Source organism: Paenibacillus sp. MAEPY2, from assembly GCF_000499205.1.
GTDB lineage: Bacteria > Bacillota > Bacilli > Paenibacillales > Paenibacillaceae > Paenibacillus > Paenibacillus vandeheii.
The window spans coordinates 209456-229791 of sequence record NZ_AWUK01000010.1 but is presented as its reverse complement, the minus strand read 5'-3'; the positions used below and the strand labels follow the sequence as shown (position 1 = coordinate 229791).

17 protein-coding genes and 2 pseudogenes are annotated in these 20336 nt (G+C 46.0%); 4 read left to right on the top strand and 15 right to left on the bottom strand.

Annotated features, from left to right (window positions below):
- Positions 1-26 precede the first annotated feature (26 nt).
- The 8 genes from P364_RS0108475 to P364_RS0108440 all read right to left on the bottom strand — a co-directional run bounded on the left by P364_RS0108475 (position 27) and on the right by P364_RS0108440 (position 9066).
- A complete protein-coding gene (locus tag P364_RS0108475; RefSeq protein ID WP_024629707.1) occupies positions 27-1640 on the bottom strand; it encodes a (2,3-dihydroxybenzoyl)adenylate synthase in 1614 nt (537 codons plus the stop codon).
- Between the two features lie 3 nt (positions 1641-1643).
- Entirely contained in the window at positions 1644-2978 is a 1335-nt protein-coding gene (gene dhbC, locus P364_RS0108470; protein ID WP_024629706.1) for an isochorismate synthase DhbC, read from the bottom strand.
- 23 nt (positions 2979-3001) lie between these two features.
- Positions 3002-3787, bottom strand: a complete 786-nt coding sequence (locus P364_RS0108465; protein WP_024629705.1) for a 2,3-dihydro-2,3-dihydroxybenzoate dehydrogenase — start codon at positions 3785-3787, stop codon at positions 3002-3004.
- A gap of 161 nt (positions 3788-3948) precedes the next feature.
- Positions 3949-4809 (bottom strand): alpha/beta hydrolase, encoded by an 861-nt coding sequence (locus P364_RS0108460; protein ID WP_024629704.1) that lies wholly within the window; start codon positions 4807-4809, stop codon positions 3949-3951.
- 306 nt (positions 4810-5115) lie between these two features.
- Positions 5116-6162 carry an ABC transporter substrate-binding protein gene (locus P364_RS0108455; RefSeq protein WP_024629703.1) on the bottom strand — a complete coding sequence of 349 codons (1047 nt, stop codon included), beginning with the start codon at positions 6160-6162 and terminating at the stop codon, positions 5116-5118.
- Between the two features lie 49 nt (positions 6163-6211).
- Complete coding sequence (locus P364_RS0108450) at positions 6212-7429, bottom strand: AraC family transcriptional regulator (protein WP_024629702.1); 1218 nt, start codon at positions 7427-7429, stop codon at positions 6212-6214.
- Between the two features lie 268 nt (positions 7430-7697).
- Positions 7698-8447, bottom strand: coding sequence for a Bax inhibitor-1/YccA family protein (locus P364_RS0108445; protein WP_024629701.1), 750 nt, complete (start codon positions 8445-8447; stop codon positions 7698-7700).
- A 262-nt stretch (positions 8448-8709) separates the two neighbouring features.
- Entirely contained in the window at positions 8710-9066 is a 357-nt protein-coding gene (locus P364_RS0108440) for a nucleotide excision repair endonuclease (protein WP_024629700.1), read from the bottom strand.
- Between the two features lie 673 nt (positions 9067-9739).
- Between P364_RS0108440 and pdxR the strand changes: the two genes are divergently transcribed.
- From pdxR to P364_RS0108425, 3 genes are read left to right on the top strand one after another with little or no spacing between them, the layout of a single operon-like run.
- Positions 9740-11191, top strand: coding sequence for a MocR-like pyridoxine biosynthesis transcription factor PdxR (gene pdxR / locus P364_RS0108435; protein WP_024629699.1), 1452 nt, complete (start codon positions 9740-9742; stop codon positions 11189-11191).
- Positions 11192-11202: 11 nt separating this feature from the next.
- A complete protein-coding gene (locus P364_RS0108430; RefSeq protein WP_024629698.1) occupies positions 11203-12123 on the top strand; it encodes a D-alanine--D-alanine ligase in 921 nt (306 codons plus the stop codon).
- A complete protein-coding gene (locus tag P364_RS0108425; RefSeq protein ID WP_029880836.1) occupies positions 12120-12578 on the top strand; it encodes a GNAT family N-acetyltransferase in 459 nt (152 codons plus the stop codon). Before P364_RS0108430 ends, P364_RS0108425 begins: the two co-directional genes overlap by 4 nt.
- Before the next feature lie 107 nt (positions 12579-12685).
- Here the strand turns inward: P364_RS0108425 and P364_RS0108420 are convergent, their stop codons facing one another.
- The 4 genes from P364_RS0108420 to P364_RS0108405 form a co-directional block, all read right to left on the bottom strand.
- On the bottom strand, positions 12686-13618 hold the full coding sequence (locus P364_RS0108420; RefSeq protein ID WP_024629696.1) for a GNAT family N-acetyltransferase: 933 nt from the start codon (positions 13616-13618) through the stop codon (positions 12686-12688).
- Between the two features lie 243 nt (positions 13619-13861).
- Complete coding sequence (locus P364_RS0108415; RefSeq protein WP_024629695.1) at positions 13862-15367, bottom strand: copper amine oxidase N-terminal domain-containing protein; 1506 nt, start codon at positions 15365-15367, stop codon at positions 13862-13864.
- Between the two features lie 217 nt (positions 15368-15584).
- The gene (locus P364_RS37525) at positions 15585-15722 is read right to left on the bottom strand and encodes a hypothetical protein (protein ID WP_161634225.1); all 138 of its coding nucleotides are present in this window, start codon (positions 15720-15722) and stop codon (positions 15585-15587) included.
- 100 nt (positions 15723-15822) lie between these two features.
- Positions 15823-16290: a YfbM family protein gene (locus P364_RS0108405; RefSeq protein WP_024629694.1), complete on the bottom strand. Its 468-nt coding sequence runs from the start codon at positions 16288-16290 to the stop codon at positions 15823-15825.
- A 117-nt stretch (positions 16291-16407) separates the two neighbouring features.
- Here P364_RS0108405 and P364_RS36795 point away from each other — a divergent pair.
- Positions 16408-16578, top strand: a pseudogene (locus P364_RS36795) (DUF4385 family protein); the annotation flags it as partial.
- A 520-nt stretch (positions 16579-17098) separates the two neighbouring features.
- On the opposite strand, the gene P364_RS0108395 reads toward P364_RS36795, so the two are convergent.
- The 3 genes and pseudogenes from P364_RS0108395 to P364_RS35180 form a co-directional block, all read right to left on the bottom strand.
- On the bottom strand, positions 17099-18250 hold the full coding sequence (locus tag P364_RS0108395) for a copper amine oxidase N-terminal domain-containing protein (protein ID WP_024629693.1): 1152 nt from the start codon (positions 18248-18250) through the stop codon (positions 17099-17101).
- A 139-nt stretch (positions 18251-18389) separates the two neighbouring features.
- Complete coding sequence (locus P364_RS0108390) at positions 18390-19463, bottom strand: YrpD family protein (RefSeq protein ID WP_024629692.1); 1074 nt, start codon at positions 19461-19463, stop codon at positions 18390-18392.
- Positions 19464-19704: 241 nt separating this feature from the next.
- A pseudogene (locus tag P364_RS35180) lies at positions 19705-20004 on the bottom strand (transposase); the annotation flags it as partial.
- Positions 20005-20336: the final 332 nt, after the last annotated feature.

Sequence of the window (20336 nt, the reverse complement as noted above, 5' to 3'; positions counted from 1 at the left end):
GTAATGTTATCTATAAGAAATCACGATCAGGATATGGGCTGTTTAGTTGTAATCATCTCGCGCAATGCTTTTTTGCTGACTTTGCCAACTTGAGTTTTGGGAAAAGACTGTACAAACTCAATCCGATCCGGTATTTTATAGCTCGCTAGGCCTCGATTACGCAGAAAAGATTTGACTTCGGCAGCTGATGGAGCTTCACCGCTCGGCACGATAAATGCACAGGAACGCTCGCCCAGATATTCATCGGGCATGGATACCAATGCCGCATCATGTACGGCAGGATGGGCCAGCAAATGATTTTCCACTTCCTCGGCAGCCACTTTGTCGCCACCGCGGTTAATCTGGTCCTTCGCCCGTCCTTCCACAACGAGATATCCATCCGCCGTAAGACTTGCAATGTCTCCGGTACGATAGAAACCGTCCGTGGTAAACGATCTGGCGTTATGTTCATCGGCCTTGTAATAACCACGAATCGTGTAAGGACCTCGCGTCAGTAAATGTCCCGATTGTCCCTGTTCCACCTCAACATCCTCGTCATCCACGATTCGTACTTCGTCATACGGAGACATCGGCTTGCCCTGAGTGTTAACAATGACATCCAACGGATCATCCAAACGGGTGTAATTCACCAGACCCTCGGCCATGCCGAACACTTGCTGCAAGGTACAGCCCAGGACGGGTTGGACACGTGCAGCCACCTCGGCGCTGAATTTGGCTCCGCCAACTTGAAGCACCTCAAGTGAGGGTAGCTTAGTTCCCCGGGTAGCCGCCGCGTTCAACCATATGAGTGCGAGTGGTGGTACAAGAGCCGTAATGGTCACCTGATGACGCTTAATGAGTGGAAAAGCTTCATCCGGACTGGACCCGCGTGACAGTACAATGGTTCCACCCGCGTACAGCGTGCCCAGGAAGCCCGGTGAGCTCATTGGATAGTTATGTGCTATAGGCAGCACCGCCAGATAGACACTCTCCGGGCTGAGCCCGCAGACCTCCACACTTCTCCGCAAACTGTAGATGTAGTCATCATGGGTGCGGGGAATCATTTTGGACAGCCCGGTACTTCCACCAGACAACTGTAGAAAAGCAACGTCGGAAGAAACCGGCTCATCCGGCAGTTTAATCGGATCTGCATAGACATCTTCCAGAGCCGTGAACCGCCCCGCTTCTCCCGCCACGAATACTTGCTGAAGTCCGGGAACCTCTGCCTGAACCTCTTCTGCCAGCGTTCGGTAATCAAATCCGCCATCCTGATCAGGTATCACATAAGCTACGGCCTCAGAGAACCGGGCAAAATACGTAATTTCGCTCTTCCGGTGCAAGGGTAATGCGTATACAGGCAGTGCACCGATGCGGAATAAAGCAAAACATACCTCGATAAACGCCGGGATATTGGGCAGCTGGATAATCACCCGATCATGCTGCCGTATTCCCTTGGCATATAAACCGGCGGCCAGACGATCCACCCGGTCGTTCAGCTCCGCATAGGTTAATTGCTGTTCACCGCTGATAATGGCTACCCGATTGCCATATAGATCAGCGCGCTGGCGGAGCATTTCTCCAAACGTAATTCCTTCCCAACAGCCCTCCTGACGATATTGATCGGCAACTTCCTCAGGCCAGGCCTGAAATCCTGAAAGCATCACTCATTCCTCCTTCATACTGGACACAGATGAATCCAAACCCATGGCGAGCAGCATTGTTCTGAATTTCGCCGAGGTCTCTGCCAGCTCCGCTTCTGCTGTAGAACCTGCTACAATACCCGCTCCAGCAAACAGTTTAAGTGTTTTGCCTTCCACTTCCGCACATCGGATCGTTACAGCCCACTCGCCGTCACCATCACTGTCACACCAGCCCACCATACCGGTGAATAATCCCCGTTCGAATGGCTCCTGTTCCCTAATGGCTTCCCGAGCGGCCTGTACAGGTGTCCCACAGATCGCCGGTGTAGGATGAAGAGCAAATGCAAGTTCCAGTGATGATGTGTTAACATCAGCAAGCTCCCCGTGAATTTCCGTAGATAAGTGCCACATGGTTCGTGTCTGGATTAAGGAAGGTTCTGCCGGGACCGATAGCTGCTTGCACAATGGACGCAGTGCCTCTGCCACAGCCTCGATGACTACGGCATGTTCATGGCGATCTTTAGCTGAAGCCAGCAGCGCTTCTGCACGGCGGCGGTCCTCCGCAGGATCCTCACTCCGGGCAGCAGACCCGGCAAGTGGATTGGCTCTCACTTTGGATCCTTTTCGTGTAACTAGTAATTCGGGACTTGCTCCGATATATGTCCGATGGGTTTCTTTTTCCACCTCAATGATATTGCGTTTACTCGTTGTTATATTACATTTTGATGTGGAGAGCTTCGTCATCGGAACAGCAAATGTATATCCGTGTGTGTTATCCCTGAACAAATTACGGAGTAACTGATGTGTGTCCACAAAGCTCTGTGAAGTCACATGCAGTGTACGGGATAACACAACTTTGTGGAGAATGCCTTGATTCAGGTCAACCAAAACGTTGTTTACGCTTTGTTGATATACTGCTCCGGCAGGCACTTCACACACCTCACAACCCACTGCGGCCGGATGCTTCTCCACCAATGCCCTCGAATCCGGGGATAGAGGTTCAGCCCATTGTATCTTCTCTGGTACGAATAGCTCCGCAGAAGAATGAATGGGATCAAATGGAATGGCGCCGACCACAATCGGTTTCGTTTGGCCCAAGGCTCTCGCCTTCTCCATCAGCTGTTCCATCCGTTTAATAAAAAGCTGCGTTTCTTCATTACGCTTTTGTTCGGTAACAATTACCGCGCCCGTGGAATCCCGTGTACTGGCCTCCGGTACTTCCATGGCGGACCATCGAATCTGTTCCCCTTGAGCTAACAGGGTATGTTGCGGTGAAGACCAGAAAAAGGACGTCCCCTCCCGATATTGTTCCAGAAGGTGTAAGGCGGAAGTTGCAGCAACCGTACCCGCTTTTGACATGATTATCATCTCCTTATCTTGATTCAGGCACCTAACGTGGCGCCTCCGTCCACACACAAGTTATGCATCGTAATATGTCTAGCCTGATCCGATACCAAAAAAAGCACACTATCCGCGATATCCGACGGCAACGCCAGTCTGTTCAGAGGAATGCCCAGACGGTATGCCTGTGGGGAACCCGCGATAACTGCCTCTGCTCCCTGTTCATCCGCCCACAATGCACGCTGCATATCCGTATCCGTGGAACCTGGAGATACGATATTACAGCGGATATGGTCTGAGGCGTATTCAAGCGCCAGACATTTGGTGAACATGGTTGAAGCTGCTTTGGAGGCTACGTAGGCGGACATGTGCATCCGGGGCACACCTGAAGCGTTAGAACCTACAGTAACGATCGCTCCCGATTGACGTTCGGCCATGTTTCGTACCACAGCACGTGACATGTAAAATACACCATGCGTATTCACGTCAAAAGTCCTTGTCCATTCTTCATCACGGAGTTCACTCACTGCCCCCGTGTACAGTACACCCGCTGCATTCACCAGAATGCCAATGGGACCTAATGTCTCCTCAATACGCTGCACTGCATCTTCGACGGATTGATGATTGGATATATCAACAGGACAGGCTGCTGCCTGATGTCCCTGATTTCGCAGTTCCGTGACCAACTGGTCCAACTGATCTTCACGTATATCAACAGCAGCAACAATAGCCCCCTGCTGGGCAAGCAATCTCGTCACGGCTTCACCGATCCCTTGCGCAGCACCGGTGACCACGGCCACTTTTCCATGAATTCCTGTGTAACTCACTCCTGTTCCTCCCTTGCATTACTGCTCCCTCTCCTGTTGGAGAGATATGTGATCCTGCTGAACCCAATTGGATTATCCGTGAATTTGTAACATTTCTATCCATCTGTCTCTCGCCCAATCTCCCCAGACCCCTGATTGAAATTGCTGTCGGCTCTTTCCTCCTACGACTCCGGGCTGCAGGCAAACCGCATCGTCCGACTAATCAGAAACGGCAGTACCGATACATGGTTTTCTTCTTCGAACTCGGTATATTTAATATCAAGACCCGGCTTCTTCAGCGCGGATAACCGTTCTGTAAGACTCGAAGCCTTATCATTGTTGCGCGCAGGATGCGTCTTCTCCTGTTCACCCATACCAATCCACACCTTGACGTTCACGGGATGCTGCTCCAACTTTGCGACAAATTCCTGTTCCTCTGCCTGCATGACGGTCTGATTCCAGTGAAGTGACGGGCTGCCCGCAATGTAATAACGAAAGGCTTCCGGTTTCTTGAACAGCGTGTGCAGCACGAACAATCCACCAAGAGAATGTCCAAAAATGGCCTGTCTGTTCCGATCAATCCGGAACTGCTGTTCCATATCCGGCTTCAGCTCTTCTTCAATAAACTGCAAGAACTCATCCGCCCCACCCTGTTCCGGTAAAGGTGTTCCATCCGACTTCTGGGTATATTCCGTTGTGGCCTGCGGGGTAAAGTCATAATATCGGTGCGGCGAAAAAGGGCCCGACGTTGGATATCCAATGCCAACAACAATGGCCGGAAGTGCTCCGGTCTTCTCCGGTCTGCGGCCCTGTACACGAACGGCTTCCACCATCGTTCCAAACACAGAGTTGGCATCCAGCAGATAGATCACCGGATATCCCGAAGGCGGTGGCGCTTCTGCTGGTTGGAACACCATAATCTGATAGGCATGATTGCCGTTGCGTGATTTCATGGTCCACTGTTCGGCACGTGGAATCTGTACGGTACTGCGTGCAATATGTTCAAGGGTACGAGATGTGGGTTGATTGGGCTGAAACGTCATTACGGATGGTTCCTCCTCGTTGTTCTGCGTATATAAGTTGAATACTGAACTACACATGATTTATATGAGATTGATTCTCATTACCAATTATAGAAGAGTCGATCCGGCTGTCCCATGGACGATATCCAGAAATGTTTTTGATTATCTCCATATTTCCACATTTCTGTAACTGAATTAGTTACCCGTGAAATTAAAAAAACTCCCTCACGGTATACCTGAAACGCTGGAATTTATCCGGTTTCTGGTACTCCGCGGGGAGCTGCAGTTCTCATATTACGATCAATACATATGGATGAATTTCCTCGATTATTGCGTTAACGCCTTCAGCGTATCGTCAATGACATGACCATAAGCAATCAATCCGCCGCCCAGCCACGGAGCTGGCTCCACGGCGTACACATGTCCGGCTTTCACTGCAGGCATGCTATTCCATACTTTGGTATCCGTCATTTCCTTCATGCTCCCTGGACCCTGTTCCACGGTGAAAATAAAGTCGGCATCAATCTCAGGCAATACCTCAGTCGATACTGTTGCGCTGTTCTCCGTTTGCACCAGTGCGGGCTTGCCAAGTCCCAATTGCTGATAAACCACATAACCGCTGAAATAGTTACCGCCCATCATGCTGATGCCCCGAGGAGCAAAACGAATAATGGCTGCTTTCTTGCCCTCGGTCACTTTTGCGAGCTTGGCTTTCGCGTCATCTACCTTCGCATGGTACGTCTCGATGGCTTTTTCAGCCTCAGCCGTTTTGCCCAGCAAATCGCCGATTACCTGCAAAGACTTCTCTACATCACCCGAGGCATTCGTAAATACGTAGGTTGGTGCAATTTTGGAATAACTCTCATATACACCGTTCTCGGCATATTGGGCCGTGTGTAAAATAATGAAATCCGGATTATACGCCATCAGCGCTTCTGGAGAAGGCAGCCCACTGGAGAAATCGAGGGTAGGTATCCCGCTTAGTTGATCCTGGAGATAAACATGCCCTTGCGTACCACTCGCCCATTGGGCTACCGGTTTGACACCCAGTGTCAGCAGAGAGTCTTCCAGATACGGTGCAAAGACACGCTCTGCATGCTCAGGAACGATGACATCATGTCCCAGATCGTCTTTTACCGTTCGTTCACCTGTGGTTTCTTCCTGTGCCTCTTCTGCCACTGACGTTCCAGATGATGCCGTGGTCGATGCCTCCGTCGTTGGCTGCTCTTTCTGTGCTTCTCCCGCATTTTCTGATGCTGAGCCACAGGCAGACAGCAGACCCGTAATCATTATCAGTACGAGCATGGCCGAGATACCGGCGCTACGAAATGGACGAACGGAACGGAGTCCGTTATCTTTTTTCTGTTTAAACATGACATATCCCCCTTGATAAACATTCTCATTTAGATAGATGGATTATATGTCATGTAGCCCGGGAATCACCATGGACGTTATCCAGATATACATTTGGACAATATCCCGTGAAAATCAGCAAAGCTTCATCCAGCATGCGCATCACACCTACGGCAGAGTAATCAAACCAGGGATCACCTGTAATCAGATGGATCTGATATTGCCTTACTGCTTTAAGCTGACGCCATACGGGTGAATGCTGCAAACTGAGCCAGTATGCTCGCGATGCAGCCTCAGGGCACACCATAACGAGAATTCGATCCGGATTTAGGGTAGCCAATTGTTCCAACGTTAATGGGGTATTGGTCTGAACATCGGGGTAGGTTTCCAGTTGCAAGCCATTATTGAACAATACTTCTTCAATACCCGGATTCCGATACAGATAAAGGTGCTGACCATACACTCGGACAACGATGACCTTCTCCCGGCCTACCTTCTGCTGCACGGAATTCCGCGCCTTCTCAACTCGCTGATTGTATACACTAATCCACTGCTCCGCCTGTTCTTCCCGTTCCAAAAAAGCAGCAATCATACGTAACTGCGCACGCCAATCCAAGTGATACTTCGGTACAAAACAACAAGGTGCAATCCCGGCCAGCTTGGCCTGATCCTGATCACTGATCTGATCCGTACCCACAACAGCGTCCGGCCGGATATGAATCAGTCTTTCCACGTTGGCTTCAAATCTCAAGCTAGTATACGGGTCTGTCAGTCTCAAGTGTGACTGAATCTCGGTACGGTGCGCGTTATAGTAATAAGCGGTCCATTTGGGATCGATCGGCGCAGCGACAGGCATGACATTAAGCGCCAGTAGCTGTCCAATGATGCTGGAGGAGCAGGTGGCGATGCGTTTTCTTACATTTTTGGCATAATCCGAAGGAGATACGCCCACTTCCTTTTTAAATTTGCGGCTAAAATAATACTCATCGCTATAGCCTACTCTCAGCGCGATTTCACGAAGTTTGTACCCTGTTTCTTTCAGATATCGTTTGGCACGATTGATGCGAAGATCAGTCAGATATTCCATTGCACTCTGTCCGTAGGTTTTCTTGAACAGATCCACGAAATATTTCGCACTGATATTGGCTTTGTGGGCGAGATCCGCAATAGACAATGGTTCGTCATAGTGCTCGTCCATATATCCTTTTACCTTGGCAAGATCCGTCTTGGGACTGCGGCCGGTAACGGGCAAGTGCGCAGAGGTCTGCGAATCATTTTCCAGTAACATAAGGCCACTCCTTTCGATCTGCTTGATCGGTTTATTATGAAATGTACAGTGCAATAAAGCCGGCACCATATTAACTTATCGAAAATGATAATCATTATCAATTAAAATATCACATTCTTTTCCTTTCAGTCAATCCATATATGGAAGAAAGTGCACAGTTCGGTGTTAAGACTCTCCAATAAACGTCGAAAAAGCTAACTGTGTGTTTGAGCACGAGTTAGCTTTTGATGACGAATTACATGATTAGGTTTGAAAAGGTTGAAGCGAATTAATCACGGCTCCGCAGCTTGCTGAGCAGTCGAATAATTTCAATATACAGCCATACCAGCGTCACCATTAATCCAAATGCACCGTACCACTCCATATATTTCGGAGCACCGTTGTCGGCACCACTTTCAATAAAATCAAAATCAAGCACCAGATTCAGCGCCGCCACAATAACGATGACAACAGAAATGCCGATGCCGATCAGACTGTTGTCATGCAGATAGGGAACGGTAATCCCGAAGAAACCGAGTACGAAACTGAGGAGATACATGATCATGATGCCTCCGGTTGCGGCCACAACCCCCAGCTTGAAGTTCTCCGTAGCTTTGATCAGTCTTGTCTTGTATGCCATCAACAGAGCAATAAAGACCGCCATGGTCAGCAAAGCTGCCTGCAGCGTGATACCATTATACAAATACTCATACGAGGCCGAGAGTGCACCCAGGAACATCCCTTCTGCCACCGCATAAATTGGCACAAGGTAAGGCGCGGCCACAGGTTTAAATGAGATAATCAGGGCCAGAATGAATCCCGCAATGGCCCCTCCGATTGCAAGAGGAAGCACTTCCTGCCCATTGAAAAACATCATCCAGGATGCAAATGCACTGCCCAGCAGGATCACCAGCGTAATAAACGCCTTGTTTACCGTGCCGTTAATCGTCATGCTACTCTGATAGCGATCATCTCCATATCCTCTGGAGTCTTCAAACGTACTATCTTTGAGTGTGGGGTTACCGCTACGACCGATCACAACAATCACCTCTTCTATGTATTTGTTCATCCTGTAATACCATCTCTACGTTCTACATTGACAATTCTACGAATTACATATCAGAAAAATTCTAAATCTTTCAAGCAGACCTGGGATGCAATCCGCAGATCACATCCTTGTCTGTTGACGCAAGGTATAGGCTATATGGCCCAAACTTTACGGAGTATGCTTCACACTTTATTTCGGCGAATTCCATCCATTGATTTCAAATCTTAACGCTCTTGGGGTGTATTCGAGATACTTATTTGTACAGTACTTTATCTACATTGTATTTCGCACGCATCGTGTTGATGATATAGGTCTCGTAAATTTCGCGATCCACCGGATCTTCAATAACGCACACTTCGATGGTGGTCACTTCCTCACGATGTGCCTTCATTGGTGATACGGTATCTTCAAAATGTTTTTTGATGCGCGGTCTTAACTTTCGTGCTTTCCCGACAAATAACAACTCACCAGCGGCATTGTAAAACATGAAAATACCGCCTTTTTCCCGCGTGATCAGGTGGAAATCGGTGAATCCATAAATGTGGCTAAGCTGTGGATCAGCCTGCTTCGTGATGGTGACATCTGGTGTTGGCACAGTAATATTAATCAATAGGCTCACTTCCTCATTATCTATAGGTTTACATCCTATCATATATTATAAAGGGAAACCATTTCATTAATAAGAAGCAAGATTCAAGCTTTTTTCAACTATTACGACAAATATTTCAAAAAAAAGGTTAACTTCCCTGATTCAAAGTGGTACTATAGGGGTATGAGGAAGAATTTGGGCACTAAGACATATGTCTTTATATCTACTTCAGTCTATTGTACCCTATGATTGATCATCTTTTTCATACTGAATTCTGTTACGCGCGCATGACAAGAGTACAGTTAGCAAGAACCTAGCCTTATAGAATTTTGATTCATCATCTATTCGACCCATGCAGCAAGCAAACGTAGAAAGAGCCTAGTTTTACGAAGATAGTATAGAATTGGATTCACCTAGAAAGCATGCAATTATAGCCGTACGAGAGTAAATAGACACACGTAGAAGGACAGGTAGCTATCGATCCTAGAGAGACTAGTCAAGCAACGCCAACCTAGAAAGTTATTGCAGCAGCACTATACAAGATGGATCATGTTTCACCCCAGCCCGGCATGTTGCCAGGGCTTTTTTACATTTGCGCGCAAACAGTCAACCACACCCGCGGGGAAACAGAGGTATCGTGGTTCTTTCAGCTGGGGTTATAATATGGCAAGATAGCAAATAAGGGAGTGATGGGATGTATTCCGATCTGCAATTGACGGAGGACCGCCCTGTATATATACAAGTCAAAGATTATATGAAGCGATTGATGCTCAAAGGCGGCCTGCAAGCCAAACAAAAACTTCCTTCCACCCGCGAACTCAGTACACTCATGAAAGTAAGCCGAAGCACGATTCTGCTGGCCTATGCTGAACTTGAGGAGGAGGGCCTGATCTATGCGGTCAAAGGCAAAGGCAATTACGTTAGCTCCGCCATTGATGCACCTGAGCCTACATCCGGGTGGCAGCTGGACTGGAATGAACACGTCAGCGACTACGCCATCCAGGCAGAGCAGTATGATCTGATGAAGCATGGCTCAGGTTCGGAGCGTGGTGAGATTTCTTTTACCAGCATCGCGCCGGATGAGAAGCTGTTCGACATGCACAACGTTAAAAGAGCCTTCCTCGACCGGATGTCGCTTGAAGGCGAAGTGCTGCTGAATTACGGATATGCGAAAGGCTATAGGCCTCTTATGAAGTATTTGTTGCGTTATATGGAAAATAAGGGTGTAGATCTGAGCGGCAAAGATATTCTGATTACCAATGGATTTACAGAAGGCTTCGATCTGGTATTGGGCGCATTGCGCAAAAAAAGCGGTAGAGCCTTATGTGAAAACCCGACACATCATACAGCCGTCAAAAATTTGAGGCTTCATCAATTTCACCTGACCGGTGTAGATATGGAGTCAGATGGTCTGGATCTAAAGCAGCTGGAACGGGAACTTGCAGTAAACCCATATGATCTGGCCTATCTCGTACCTTCTTATCATAATCCAACCGGGATCGTCACATCACCTGCCAAACGGGCAGAGATCATTCGGTTGATGAACCAGCACCAGGTGCCCATTATTGAAGACGGCTTTAACGAGGAATTACGTTATTCCGGCTCACACGTCTCCCCCTTGATTGCCAGTGTAGGCAAAGGGAACGGACTCGTGTATCTGGGCAGCTTCTCGAAGGTACTGTTTCCAGGTCTGCGCGTAGGCTGGGTCATTGCGGATGCAGCATTGATTAATTATCTGGAAAGCATGAAACGGGCGCGCAGCATTCATACGTCGACCCTGGATCAGTCCCTGCTCTATCAGTATCTAAGCAACGGCAATTTCGAGAAATATTTGAAGCGGGCTCGCACGGAATACAAGCGAAAATATGAGCTGGTCGTCCGCTGCTTGCGGCAATATCTGCCGATGTGCCGGGTCTCCGGCGAAGGCGGGCTTCACCTGTTCGTACAATTCCCACCCGAATACCGGACGAGAGATCTACTGACGGCCTGCAAAGCTAAAGGCGTTACCTTCATGCCAGGCGATACCTTTTATCTCGAACCGGGGCAGGGACAACATACAATGCGTTTGGGCTTCTCCCGAGTTAGCGATGAGAATATTCGCAAAGGTATTCGCATTATTGGCGAGACGGTTGCTCAAATGAAATGAGGAGGATACACATGAAAGTTGGCGTGATTATGGGTGGCACATCTTCGGAGCGGGATATTTCCCTGCTCACCGGACAGGAGATGATCAACCATCTGGATATACAGAAGTATGAGGTTATTCCAGTGGAGGTCAACAGCAAACGTGATCTCATTGAGAAAGCCGCAGGATTGGATGTGGCACTGCTCGCTCTACACGGCAAATACGGCGAGGATGGTACAATTCAGGGCACGTTGGAGTCGCTTGGCGTTCCGTATACAGGCTGTGGTGTACTCGCGAGCAGCGTATGCATGGACAAAGATATGTCCAAACGACTCATCCAGCATGCGGGTGTACCTACCGGCGAGTGGCTTCAGGTGAGCAGTCTGGATGAACTGTCGTCAGCCACTGTGCAGCAATTAACCTATCCCGTTGTAGTGAAGCCCAATTCAGGTGGCTCCAGCATCGGTACGCAAGTGGTGCAGGAACCCTCGGCTCTTCATGCGGCTGTAGAAGCGGCCCTCGTCTGGGATGAAGTTGTTATGATCGAACAATATATTGAGGGCGAAGAAATTACCTGCGCTGTTCTGGATGGTAAGATGCTTCCTGTTATCTCGATTCGTTCAAATGCTGATTTTTTCGATTATACCTCCAAATATAATGACGGCGGCGCTGAAGAGCAGGTCGTTCATTTGCCTGCAGATTTGCATAAACGAGTAGAAGCTGCCGCACTCACCTGTTACCGGGTGCTAAAATGCAGTGTCTATGCCCGCGTGGACATGATGATTCGGGACGGCATGCCTTATGTGCTTGAGGTGAATACGCTGCCGGGGCTTACCCGGAACAGCCTGCTGCCCAAAAGTGCAGCCGCCGCGGGTATTTCCTTTGCCAGTTTGCTGGATTCCATCATTGATCTCTCGTTAAAAGAACGCCAAAAGGAGGCCACTCGCTCATGAGCCTAAATGTAACGATTCGTAACAGTTCCCCTGAAGATCTGCAGGATATGGTCATTCTTATGGATCAACTCGGTTACCCAACCACGTATGCCGAGATGAAGGAGCGTTATTCACACATCGCTGCGGATTCAAACTTTGCAACGTTGGTTGCCGAAGTCCGTGGCCGTGTCGTTGGATTAATTGGACTGCAAACATCTTACCTTTATGAAAAAAACGGAAGACACTGCCGCATCATGGCCTTGATCGTACATGACCAGTTCAGAGGCTCCGGCATAGGCCGTCAGCTGATTGAGTCAGCGGAGCAGTGGGCTGCCACTCATGGTGTGGATTCCTTGTCACTGAACAGCGGCAATCGACCAGATCGTGAAGCTGCACATCAATTCTACCAACAGATGGGCTTTACCGCTGGTAGTACCGGGTTTAGCAAAAAGCCGCAGGCTTTGCAGCATAACTGACTCTGATGGCATCATGACGGATTTCAGATGGAATTCACTATTCTTATAAAGTAATAACAATAAAGCCCATTTCCAGCACAAAGGCGGGAAACGGGCTTTTCATATTACTATGCGAGTAATTCAGCTTTGGCTTTCATGGTCTCATAAGCAGCAAGCAACTCTTCTACAGCCACTCCATTGATTTTCATCCCCGCTACCTCGCATTGTTCCAACCGTACGCCAGAAAGGTCGCAGTTATTGAAACGACTGCCTTTGAGGTCACAATGTTCCCAACGCATGGGCACTCTGCCTGGGCCGAGATGTGTATCCTCAAAATGAACGCCGTCCAAAGCACAGAACTCAATCTTGCTATCCGTCAATCGCAAGTCAGCCAATAATATGTGAGTCATATTCAGATTGGTGAATTTGCCTCCACTCAGGTTGCAATCAGTCATCCGGATATTCTGAAGATTGCTGGTGCTGAAGCGAACTGAATCCAAATTAGCCTGATAAAATTCATTAACCAACTCCCCTCTAACATTGGATAATTCTTCGGATGGGAGCTGGACTATAGAATCTGTTGTTATGGTTTTCTCATATCCATATTCATCTTCAGACGCATAGAGACAGACATAACCCATTTTCTCATAAAAATGATGGTTATCCCTCTGTCTTCCCGAGGTCTCCAGCTTCCATATCCGAATCTCCGGGAATTCAGCCTCAACAAGCCGGATGACCTGTGAGCCCATGCCCCGCCCCTGCCAGATGGGGTCAATAAAAATTTTATCCAGCCTCACATGCCTACTCCCCAACACATTTACACTGACTCCACCAATGGCGCAACCCTCAAATTCTATAACGTAATAATCCCATTCGCGGATCACGTAACTGTGCATGCGAACAGAAGAATAGCCGGGTGGACAAATGTTGCTGTCCAGATCTTCCACTCCCTTAGCCCAGACTTGAATCGCATGATCGAAGGCTCGGGTGCATATCCCTGCCAGCATAACCGCATCTTCTTGTTGAGCACGCCGTAATTGGATGTTTAATTGAGTTTCCATATGTAACACCTCTGAGGATTTATTTGGGATGACACGACAAAAAGGAGCACCTCCAATTAGAGGCACTCCTCGTTCGTTTCATCATTTCAGAAACGCCGAAGCTCCTCGTAATGGGTCAAAAAGGACACACGTATCCCGTTAATGGTCTAACGGAATTTTTTCGGTGTTCTTTCATGAACATTACGAGAAATCTGGCATACTCTGAAATCCCCTCTCAACTTACGGCTTACATACAAATCTTACTTAAGGTCGGTCGATGAAAATCCAGCCTGTTTCTTTTTCCTTATCTACGGAAGCCCCAAGAGATTCTGCCATAAAGCGCAGCGGTACGTAAGTTTTACCGTTCTTGCCCACATAAGCGGGTTCAACCATCGTTACTTCCTTGCCTGCAATGGTTGCCTTCTTCGAACCTATAGTCAGGACAATCTCATTGCCGGTGATATCGTCGATGACGACGATTTTCTCCGACCCTTTGGTCCATTTCACTTCTGCATCCAATTCCTCGGACAGGTAGCGAAGAGGAACAAAGGTCGTATTTTTAACGGTGATTGCGCCATAAGATTCGTCGTCCGGATACAGCATGACATTTTTGCGCGTGATGCCTGCTTCATCTTTTAACAATTGATACAAAAGTGAATTGGAATCAAAATTGCGCAACATCTGACCTGGCGTGATATCTCCCTGCATCAGATCAATGACGCCACCCGTTTTGTCCACGGCATCCACAGTCACTGGTCCACCAATATTCCACAGTTCGCTGTCACCGTATACGGAGACCGATTTGATCGGCAGATCTTCCGAGGCAGGCAACGCTACTTTGAAATCATAGTTCTGTTTGCGAATATTCAGTGCGCTGTCGAGATAAAAGTCCAATTGGAGCTTGGTCTCTGTTCCGAACACCGTCTTCAGTTCAGGCGTTTCGGTCAACAAACTATTGAGTTCCTTGTCATAATTGGCAAGAATCTCGTCAAGGCCACCTTTAATCATTTCATACAACGACTTAACAGCAGCTTCTTTGGATTCAGGTATCATGGAAGTGAGAGTGTCATCACCCGCATCCTCGACCTCATTAACTGCTTCGAGCACTGGATAGAACACATCATACAGATCTCCAATCAGATCCTTGAGCCCTTGCTCATCCTGAGCAACACTGGTCAGAAACGGTTTAACCATGGCAAGAAGCTCTTCACCGCTGATCTCCACATGCAGCTTGGAGAGGCTGAGTGATTCACCGTTAACCGATTCCTGTACCGGGGTTACGGAAATATTTTTCGGGTTGGACAAATGCTTCAGCGCAAAGGTCAGCAATTTCGGGGAAAGCTCCTCGATCTGCTTCTCCAACGCCTTTGTATCTAGCATAGGAAGTGTGTCATCCTCCAAAGATATGTATAGAGGCTTCTGCGCTCCGTCCACATCAATAACCATTTCCGATTTATCCATCGACAAATGGAAAGGCAATTTCTTTCCTTGCATACTCAGTGTACCTTTGACAGACGCCGTGCTGGAGTCCTTCACTTTGGCATCTTCAATATTCAATGAAATGGAATTAATGAGTTCAATCATTTGAAGCGCATCCTCTTCGACGAGGTTTGCTGTAGGTTCAATTTTTATATGCATGGACTGTTTGGATTCACCGGACTTGACGGTTGTACTGTTGACAACGGCCTTGCCAATATCTACACCACCTACGGCCTGACATCCCGTAAGCGCAACCATCATCAAAACGAGTGGTACGGCAATCCACTTCATTAGCTTGTGATTTTTGATACGATCTCCTCCTTAGGAAAAATGTGGTTCACTTCTATTATGAGGGGTATAGGTAATTGTTGTAAACCTGATCGATAAATAAATACCAAAAAAAGGCCGAACAAATGTCCGACCTCGGATATGACGTATAATTTAGCATTAGTGTGGTTGGCTTCAATACGATAACACTATGCTTAGTTGAATCATAAACAACTGTGGTTTATTCCCGTTCTTTGCCTCCTGCCTCGTTGTCACTATCCTCATCCGATTCTTTCCCATCGGTACGTGTAGGGGTTTCAAATTGGTCCGGCTCGTCGTCTTGAATGGCTTTGTTCTCTTCATTCTGGTCCTGTGTCATATCGTATTCCCTCTCTTCTACCGGATTTTAGAGCATAATCTCTGCCTTGTTTCTATCAATAACCGGAATAATGACGAATTAAACAGACGAAGGTGGGAGCTTAGAAAATATAAAAGACAATCCCGTTCCCGCTTGAAGCAGTTGCCTGATATAAAGCCTGAATACCATCCAGTGTCTGCACGATTTCATGGAAAGTCTCGTCTGCATCCCAATCCTCCATGACCGGATACACGCCCTCAGCCACCATTTGCTCCAGGCTAAACCGTTCCTTCAATTTATCGGGTGTCATCTGCTCTAAAGCCATGTACGCTTCAAGCACCTGCTCATTGGTCAACAGAAACAGATCCATATCAGAATAGTTCCCCAAATATTGTTCTCCTGCCATGGGGACCACATATCCCAGAGGAGGTTCTCCGTGTACCATGTCACCGGTTAATGTAAACTGAATCATCTGCCACATTTTATCGATATCCAGCTCGACCGAACAATCATGAACACTGACCTCACCTGACTTAATGGATTCAACCAATTCATTGGTGACAACAAGATATCTGCCGGACATGCCCATACCCCTTATCCCTCCTATGTATATACTTCTCTTCTTTCCCATTAACCGTGCATGTTGTACAAGAATCGGGGTAAAGAGGTGGAAAGGAACAATAATCTTCAAGGAGGAGCGGAATCCATGAAAAAGTTTGATTACAGCCTCAATTACGAGGAGCTTGATCTGCGCAAGCAGCCTGAACTGTATACCGTTGGCCGGGGAGAGCAAGGCGTATTAATGGTGGAGCCCTACAAAAGCGAGATTCTACCACACTGGCGGTTCAAAACACCTGAAATTGCGAAAGAATCCTCGTGACCTCTCAGATCTTGGAGTGCGCCCGGTCCAGTCACCGTCATGCGCTCCCAAGCTTTCTCGAAATGGCTTTTCGGGATTTTTATGTTCGTTGTGCTGGGTATAACCGCATTCTGGACAAATCTATATGTAAAAGCCTTTCCTCTCATTTGATGAAAACCAGAATCCTCATACTTACTAATAACGTTCCAAACTTGATCAGATGGTTTCATAATTCAAACCTCCTTTGTATTACTCCATAAGTCCAGGCTTGGTGAATGTAGCTTTGAACCTTCATAGGCAAGGAGTCCAATTATTTGTACTATTCAGTTTTGTTTGTATTATCTACACGGGATACCCTTCATATACTTATGGCTTGTTATTTCCGTTACCAGCATAACCTCTCAAACTAAAAAACTGTTGTCATTTATCACCCACTGCAGTGACCGGAGTAAATGACAACAGTTTATTAACATGAAGCCGCCGTATGTTAGTCAATTATTATAGATTCTCATTTTAGGAAGAATGCTTTTTGACAATTTTACCGGGGTAATTTATAGGTGTTAGTTTTATCTGTTTGTTTACTTTTATATTTGAATAAAAGATCGCCATTGCTGTCCACTTTATCAAACAAAATGATGTGGTCGTATTCCATTTCATTATTTCGATCTAGTCCCGCTGTTATTAAGTAGTCTTTTTCATATGCTGGAAGATTAATTGCCTGATGAACATATGTTCCTTTTTCTTCCTTAAAATCATACACGATAAGATGCTGTGAATTGTATTCCCTTAAAATCATGAAATCTTTATTGTATTCTTCAATCATATAGACTTGGTCTATTCCCATGATCTCTGTCAAATCAATAGAAGTTTGAACTTTCCCCTCCTTATTAAGCAATTCAGCATGTTTGCCATCAGTAATTAATACATTGTCTTGTGCCTTTTTATTGTTTGATACGGGGTAGTACCCCATGACTGAAAAATTAGCTTGATCGATTAACTTATCATTAACAACCATTGCCTGTCCCGAAACCTTAACCGTTCCGGATGGTCCCGATATCTGGTTATAAGCAATGTACGACGAAGAGTCGGATAACTGGGAAACGTAGAAATCTTTTAGAACAGATAACTTAGTATCTAACTTCCCTATTTTTGCTCCAGCCTCTCTTGATTCTGCTTTACTCAGTTCACCTGTTTTGAGATTGATCCAATAAGTTATTGTCTTATCGCTGCCCATCGCATAAGTTCTTGACACAGTCAATGTTTTCAATGAAGAATTCCAAACAACAGACTCTCCTGTGGCAGTAGCCACAAATTTTAAAGGAATATATGTTTTTCCGTTGATTACTTTGGCTGCTACTTCTAGAGAAGTTGGATTGTTGTTTACAAAGGCTGTTTTACTACCTGCTGTCATTTTGATTTCTTTATTAACCCCATATAAATAGGCTGTTTTTGATGGCTGATCCCAATAAACTTTTAGGTTTAGCGCCTCGCCAACTTTTCGAATAGGCAATAGTACCCTTCCGTTGCTCACAATTACAGGTTCGTTTAATTCACTTAGTTCTTTATCTATCCCTGACTCTACAACAACATCCTTCACTGTAATATCCTTCGCCTCAACTTCCTTTGCAAAACCAATACCAACAAGGAATAACATCGATAAGAAGCATACAATACCTTGTTTTTTCAACATAACCATCCTCCTTTTTTTTCCAGCACTCTTACTTAACGAACTTTCTACATTAAAAGTTACATCTTGAACTGCTTCGATCATAAAAAACCTCTGCCCCATAATGGAGCAGAGATTTAGTGCCATATTAGAACATGAGTAATTACTCAGGTAGCGTTGAATCAACAATAATAGTTGCACTATTTCCACTTATACTTACAGTTGCTCTATCCGTCGCCCCCAACACCGGGGTTTTGGCTACTCCATCCAAAGTAATGCCACTAAATGTAGCACGTACTTTACCTGGAGGTTGTTCACCACCGGCAATTGTGACCAGTAATTTAAAATATTGTTGATTAGTCATATTAACATTGTTTGTCTCAATGATATTAATCAGAGTAGTATCCGTTGAATCTGAACAACCAGCATTTGCACAAATAGCTAGCCCAGTTGTTTTCAAACGTACAGCTTTGCTGATATTTCTTGCCTCATCACTATAACTTCTCCAAAATGCCGTAGTTATGGTTGAACCCAACTTATAACCATTACTTGAATGGACTTTATCATATCCAGGCTGCGTTACTGCACCCATACATTGCTTCGTTGAGTTAGGTTTCACGCAAAGTCGAGGTCTAAATCTAGCCTCTCCGCTGGCGTTGTTGTAAGTAACATTGGCATCGACTTCTATAGATGAATTTCTTAAACCTGTGTAAATATATGTAGCTTCACTAGGTGCGCCTGTAAGTTGACTGGCAGTAGGAAGCTGCCACTTGGATTCTAGCAAATTACCAGTGGTGCTATTAACTAAAATTCTCCCACCAATTCCATCATCAATATCATTTGAAAATGGTTTGATCTCTGTTAGGGATTGATTATCAACTTGATCCTTCTCCTCAACAAATAAACTTTTACCATTTTTCGTTTCTTCATAGAAGTAATAATGGCTGTCATCATCAAAGTAATAGTTAATTACAACATCCTCTGTTGAGCTGGTTTTAAAACTTGTAGAACTCGAGTTATATGATGCTTTCTCATCAGAAGCAATTCCTTCTGCTCTATTAATGACATCTAAGAGCACATTTTCAGAGAGACTTAAATTATCTGGGTTGGTCACTTCAACCGAACTCAAAGAAAAAGTAGTTGTACTATACTCTGTGCTTTCGGCAAACACAGATGCGCTAAAACTAGTTGTTAGAAGAATGGATAAACAAGTTAATAAAACCTTTCTAATTCTCATAAACAGCCCCCCGATACCATTATTTGTTAGATTCCATATAGAAGTATACCAATGAAGTTTGTAATTTTCAATAAGAATATTCAATAAATTAAAATAAATGTTTTTATTTGAAATAATTACATTTTTTTATTTTCGCTCAATCCACTTGCTGTAAAAAAATCCACATAAAACACGCTACTATGATGCGATGTTCTTTTTATATGTCTTCTCATAGGGAATTAACTGGATTGTCAACAGTAAATTAGACAGCTTTTTTAAGGGCTTCTTGGCGATACTGAACAGGTGTCAGATATCCCAACGTTCCATGAATCCGATGTTTGTTAAACCAGTTAACGTAATCGTATAATTCTAATTCCAGATGGCGAAGGCCCTGAAAGCTCATCTGGTGGATGAACTCGGTTTTCATGACTTTGTAGGTGGCTTCGGCCACGGCATTGTCATACGGACAGCCTTTCATGCCTAGTGATCGACCGATCTCAAAAGTTTCTAAAGGCTCATCCATTTTGTGATTCTTAAACTCGCTGCCACGGTCGGTATGAAACTATTGAACTTGACGCAAATCGCCTTGTACCGTAGCAAGGGCGCGTGAAACCAGAGCAGCATCCTTATTTGGGCCTGCACTTTAAACAATAAGCATGTACCTACTGAGCCAGATCCAAATTATGATACACTCACTTATCTTTGGTGGGGCTGCGTTTTTAGCTGTTGTTATTACAGCAGTCATATTTGCCCCCTCTATTGGGATAGGTGGGGCTGTATGCGAACTGCAACGGCAATTATTGCATTCTTCGCATCTAGATTTGCTGGCGTTGATGGCGGAGGAGCTTAAGTTTCTGACATAATGAAAGACCAGAAAGAAATCGGACACTGTTA

Coding starts and splice junctions, on each gene's coding strand:
- P364_RS0108455 (WP_024629703.1), bottom strand. CDS start 6,162: ATGTTTAAACAGAAAAAAGATAACGGACTCCGTTCCGTTCGTCCATTT.
- P364_RS0108415 (WP_024629695.1), bottom strand. CDS start 15,367: ATGAAGTGGATTGCCGTACCACTCGTTTTGATGATGGTTGCGCTTACG.
- dhbC (WP_024629706.1), bottom strand. CDS start 2,978: ATGTCAAAAGCGGGTACGGTTGCTGCAACTTCCGCCTTACACCTTCTG.
- P364_RS0108450 (WP_024629702.1), bottom strand. CDS start 7,429: ATGTTACTGGAAAATGATTCGCAGACCTCTGCGCACTTGCCCGTTACC.
- pdxR (WP_024629699.1), top strand. CDS start 9,740: ATGTATTCCGATCTGCAATTGACGGAGGACCGCCCTGTATATATACAA.
- P364_RS0108390 (WP_024629692.1), bottom strand. CDS start 19,463: ATGAGAATTAGAAAGGTTTTATTAACTTGTTTATCCATTCTTCTAACA.
- P364_RS0108405 (WP_024629694.1), bottom strand. CDS start 16,290: ATGGGCATGTCCGGCAGATATCTTGTTGTCACCAATGAATTGGTTGAA.
- P364_RS0108425 (WP_029880836.1), top strand. CDS start 12,120: ATGAGCCTAAATGTAACGATTCGTAACAGTTCCCCTGAAGATCTGCAG.
- P364_RS0108420 (WP_024629696.1), bottom strand. CDS start 13,618: ATGGAAACTCAATTAAACATCCAATTACGGCGTGCTCAACAAGAAGAT.
- P364_RS37525 (WP_161634225.1), bottom strand. CDS start 15,722: ATGACACAGGACCAGAATGAAGAGAACAAAGCCATTCAAGACGACGAG.
- P364_RS0108460 (WP_024629704.1), bottom strand. CDS start 4,809: ATGACGTTTCAGCCCAATCAACCCACATCTCGTACCCTTGAACATATT.
- P364_RS0108430 (WP_024629698.1), top strand. CDS start 11,203: ATGAAAGTTGGCGTGATTATGGGTGGCACATCTTCGGAGCGGGATATT.
- P364_RS0108475 (WP_024629707.1), bottom strand. CDS start 1,640: ATGCTTTCAGGATTTCAGGCCTGGCCTGAGGAAGTTGCCGATCAATAT.
- P364_RS0108395 (WP_024629693.1), bottom strand. CDS start 18,250: ATGTTGAAAAAACAAGGTATTGTATGCTTCTTATCGATGTTATTCCTT.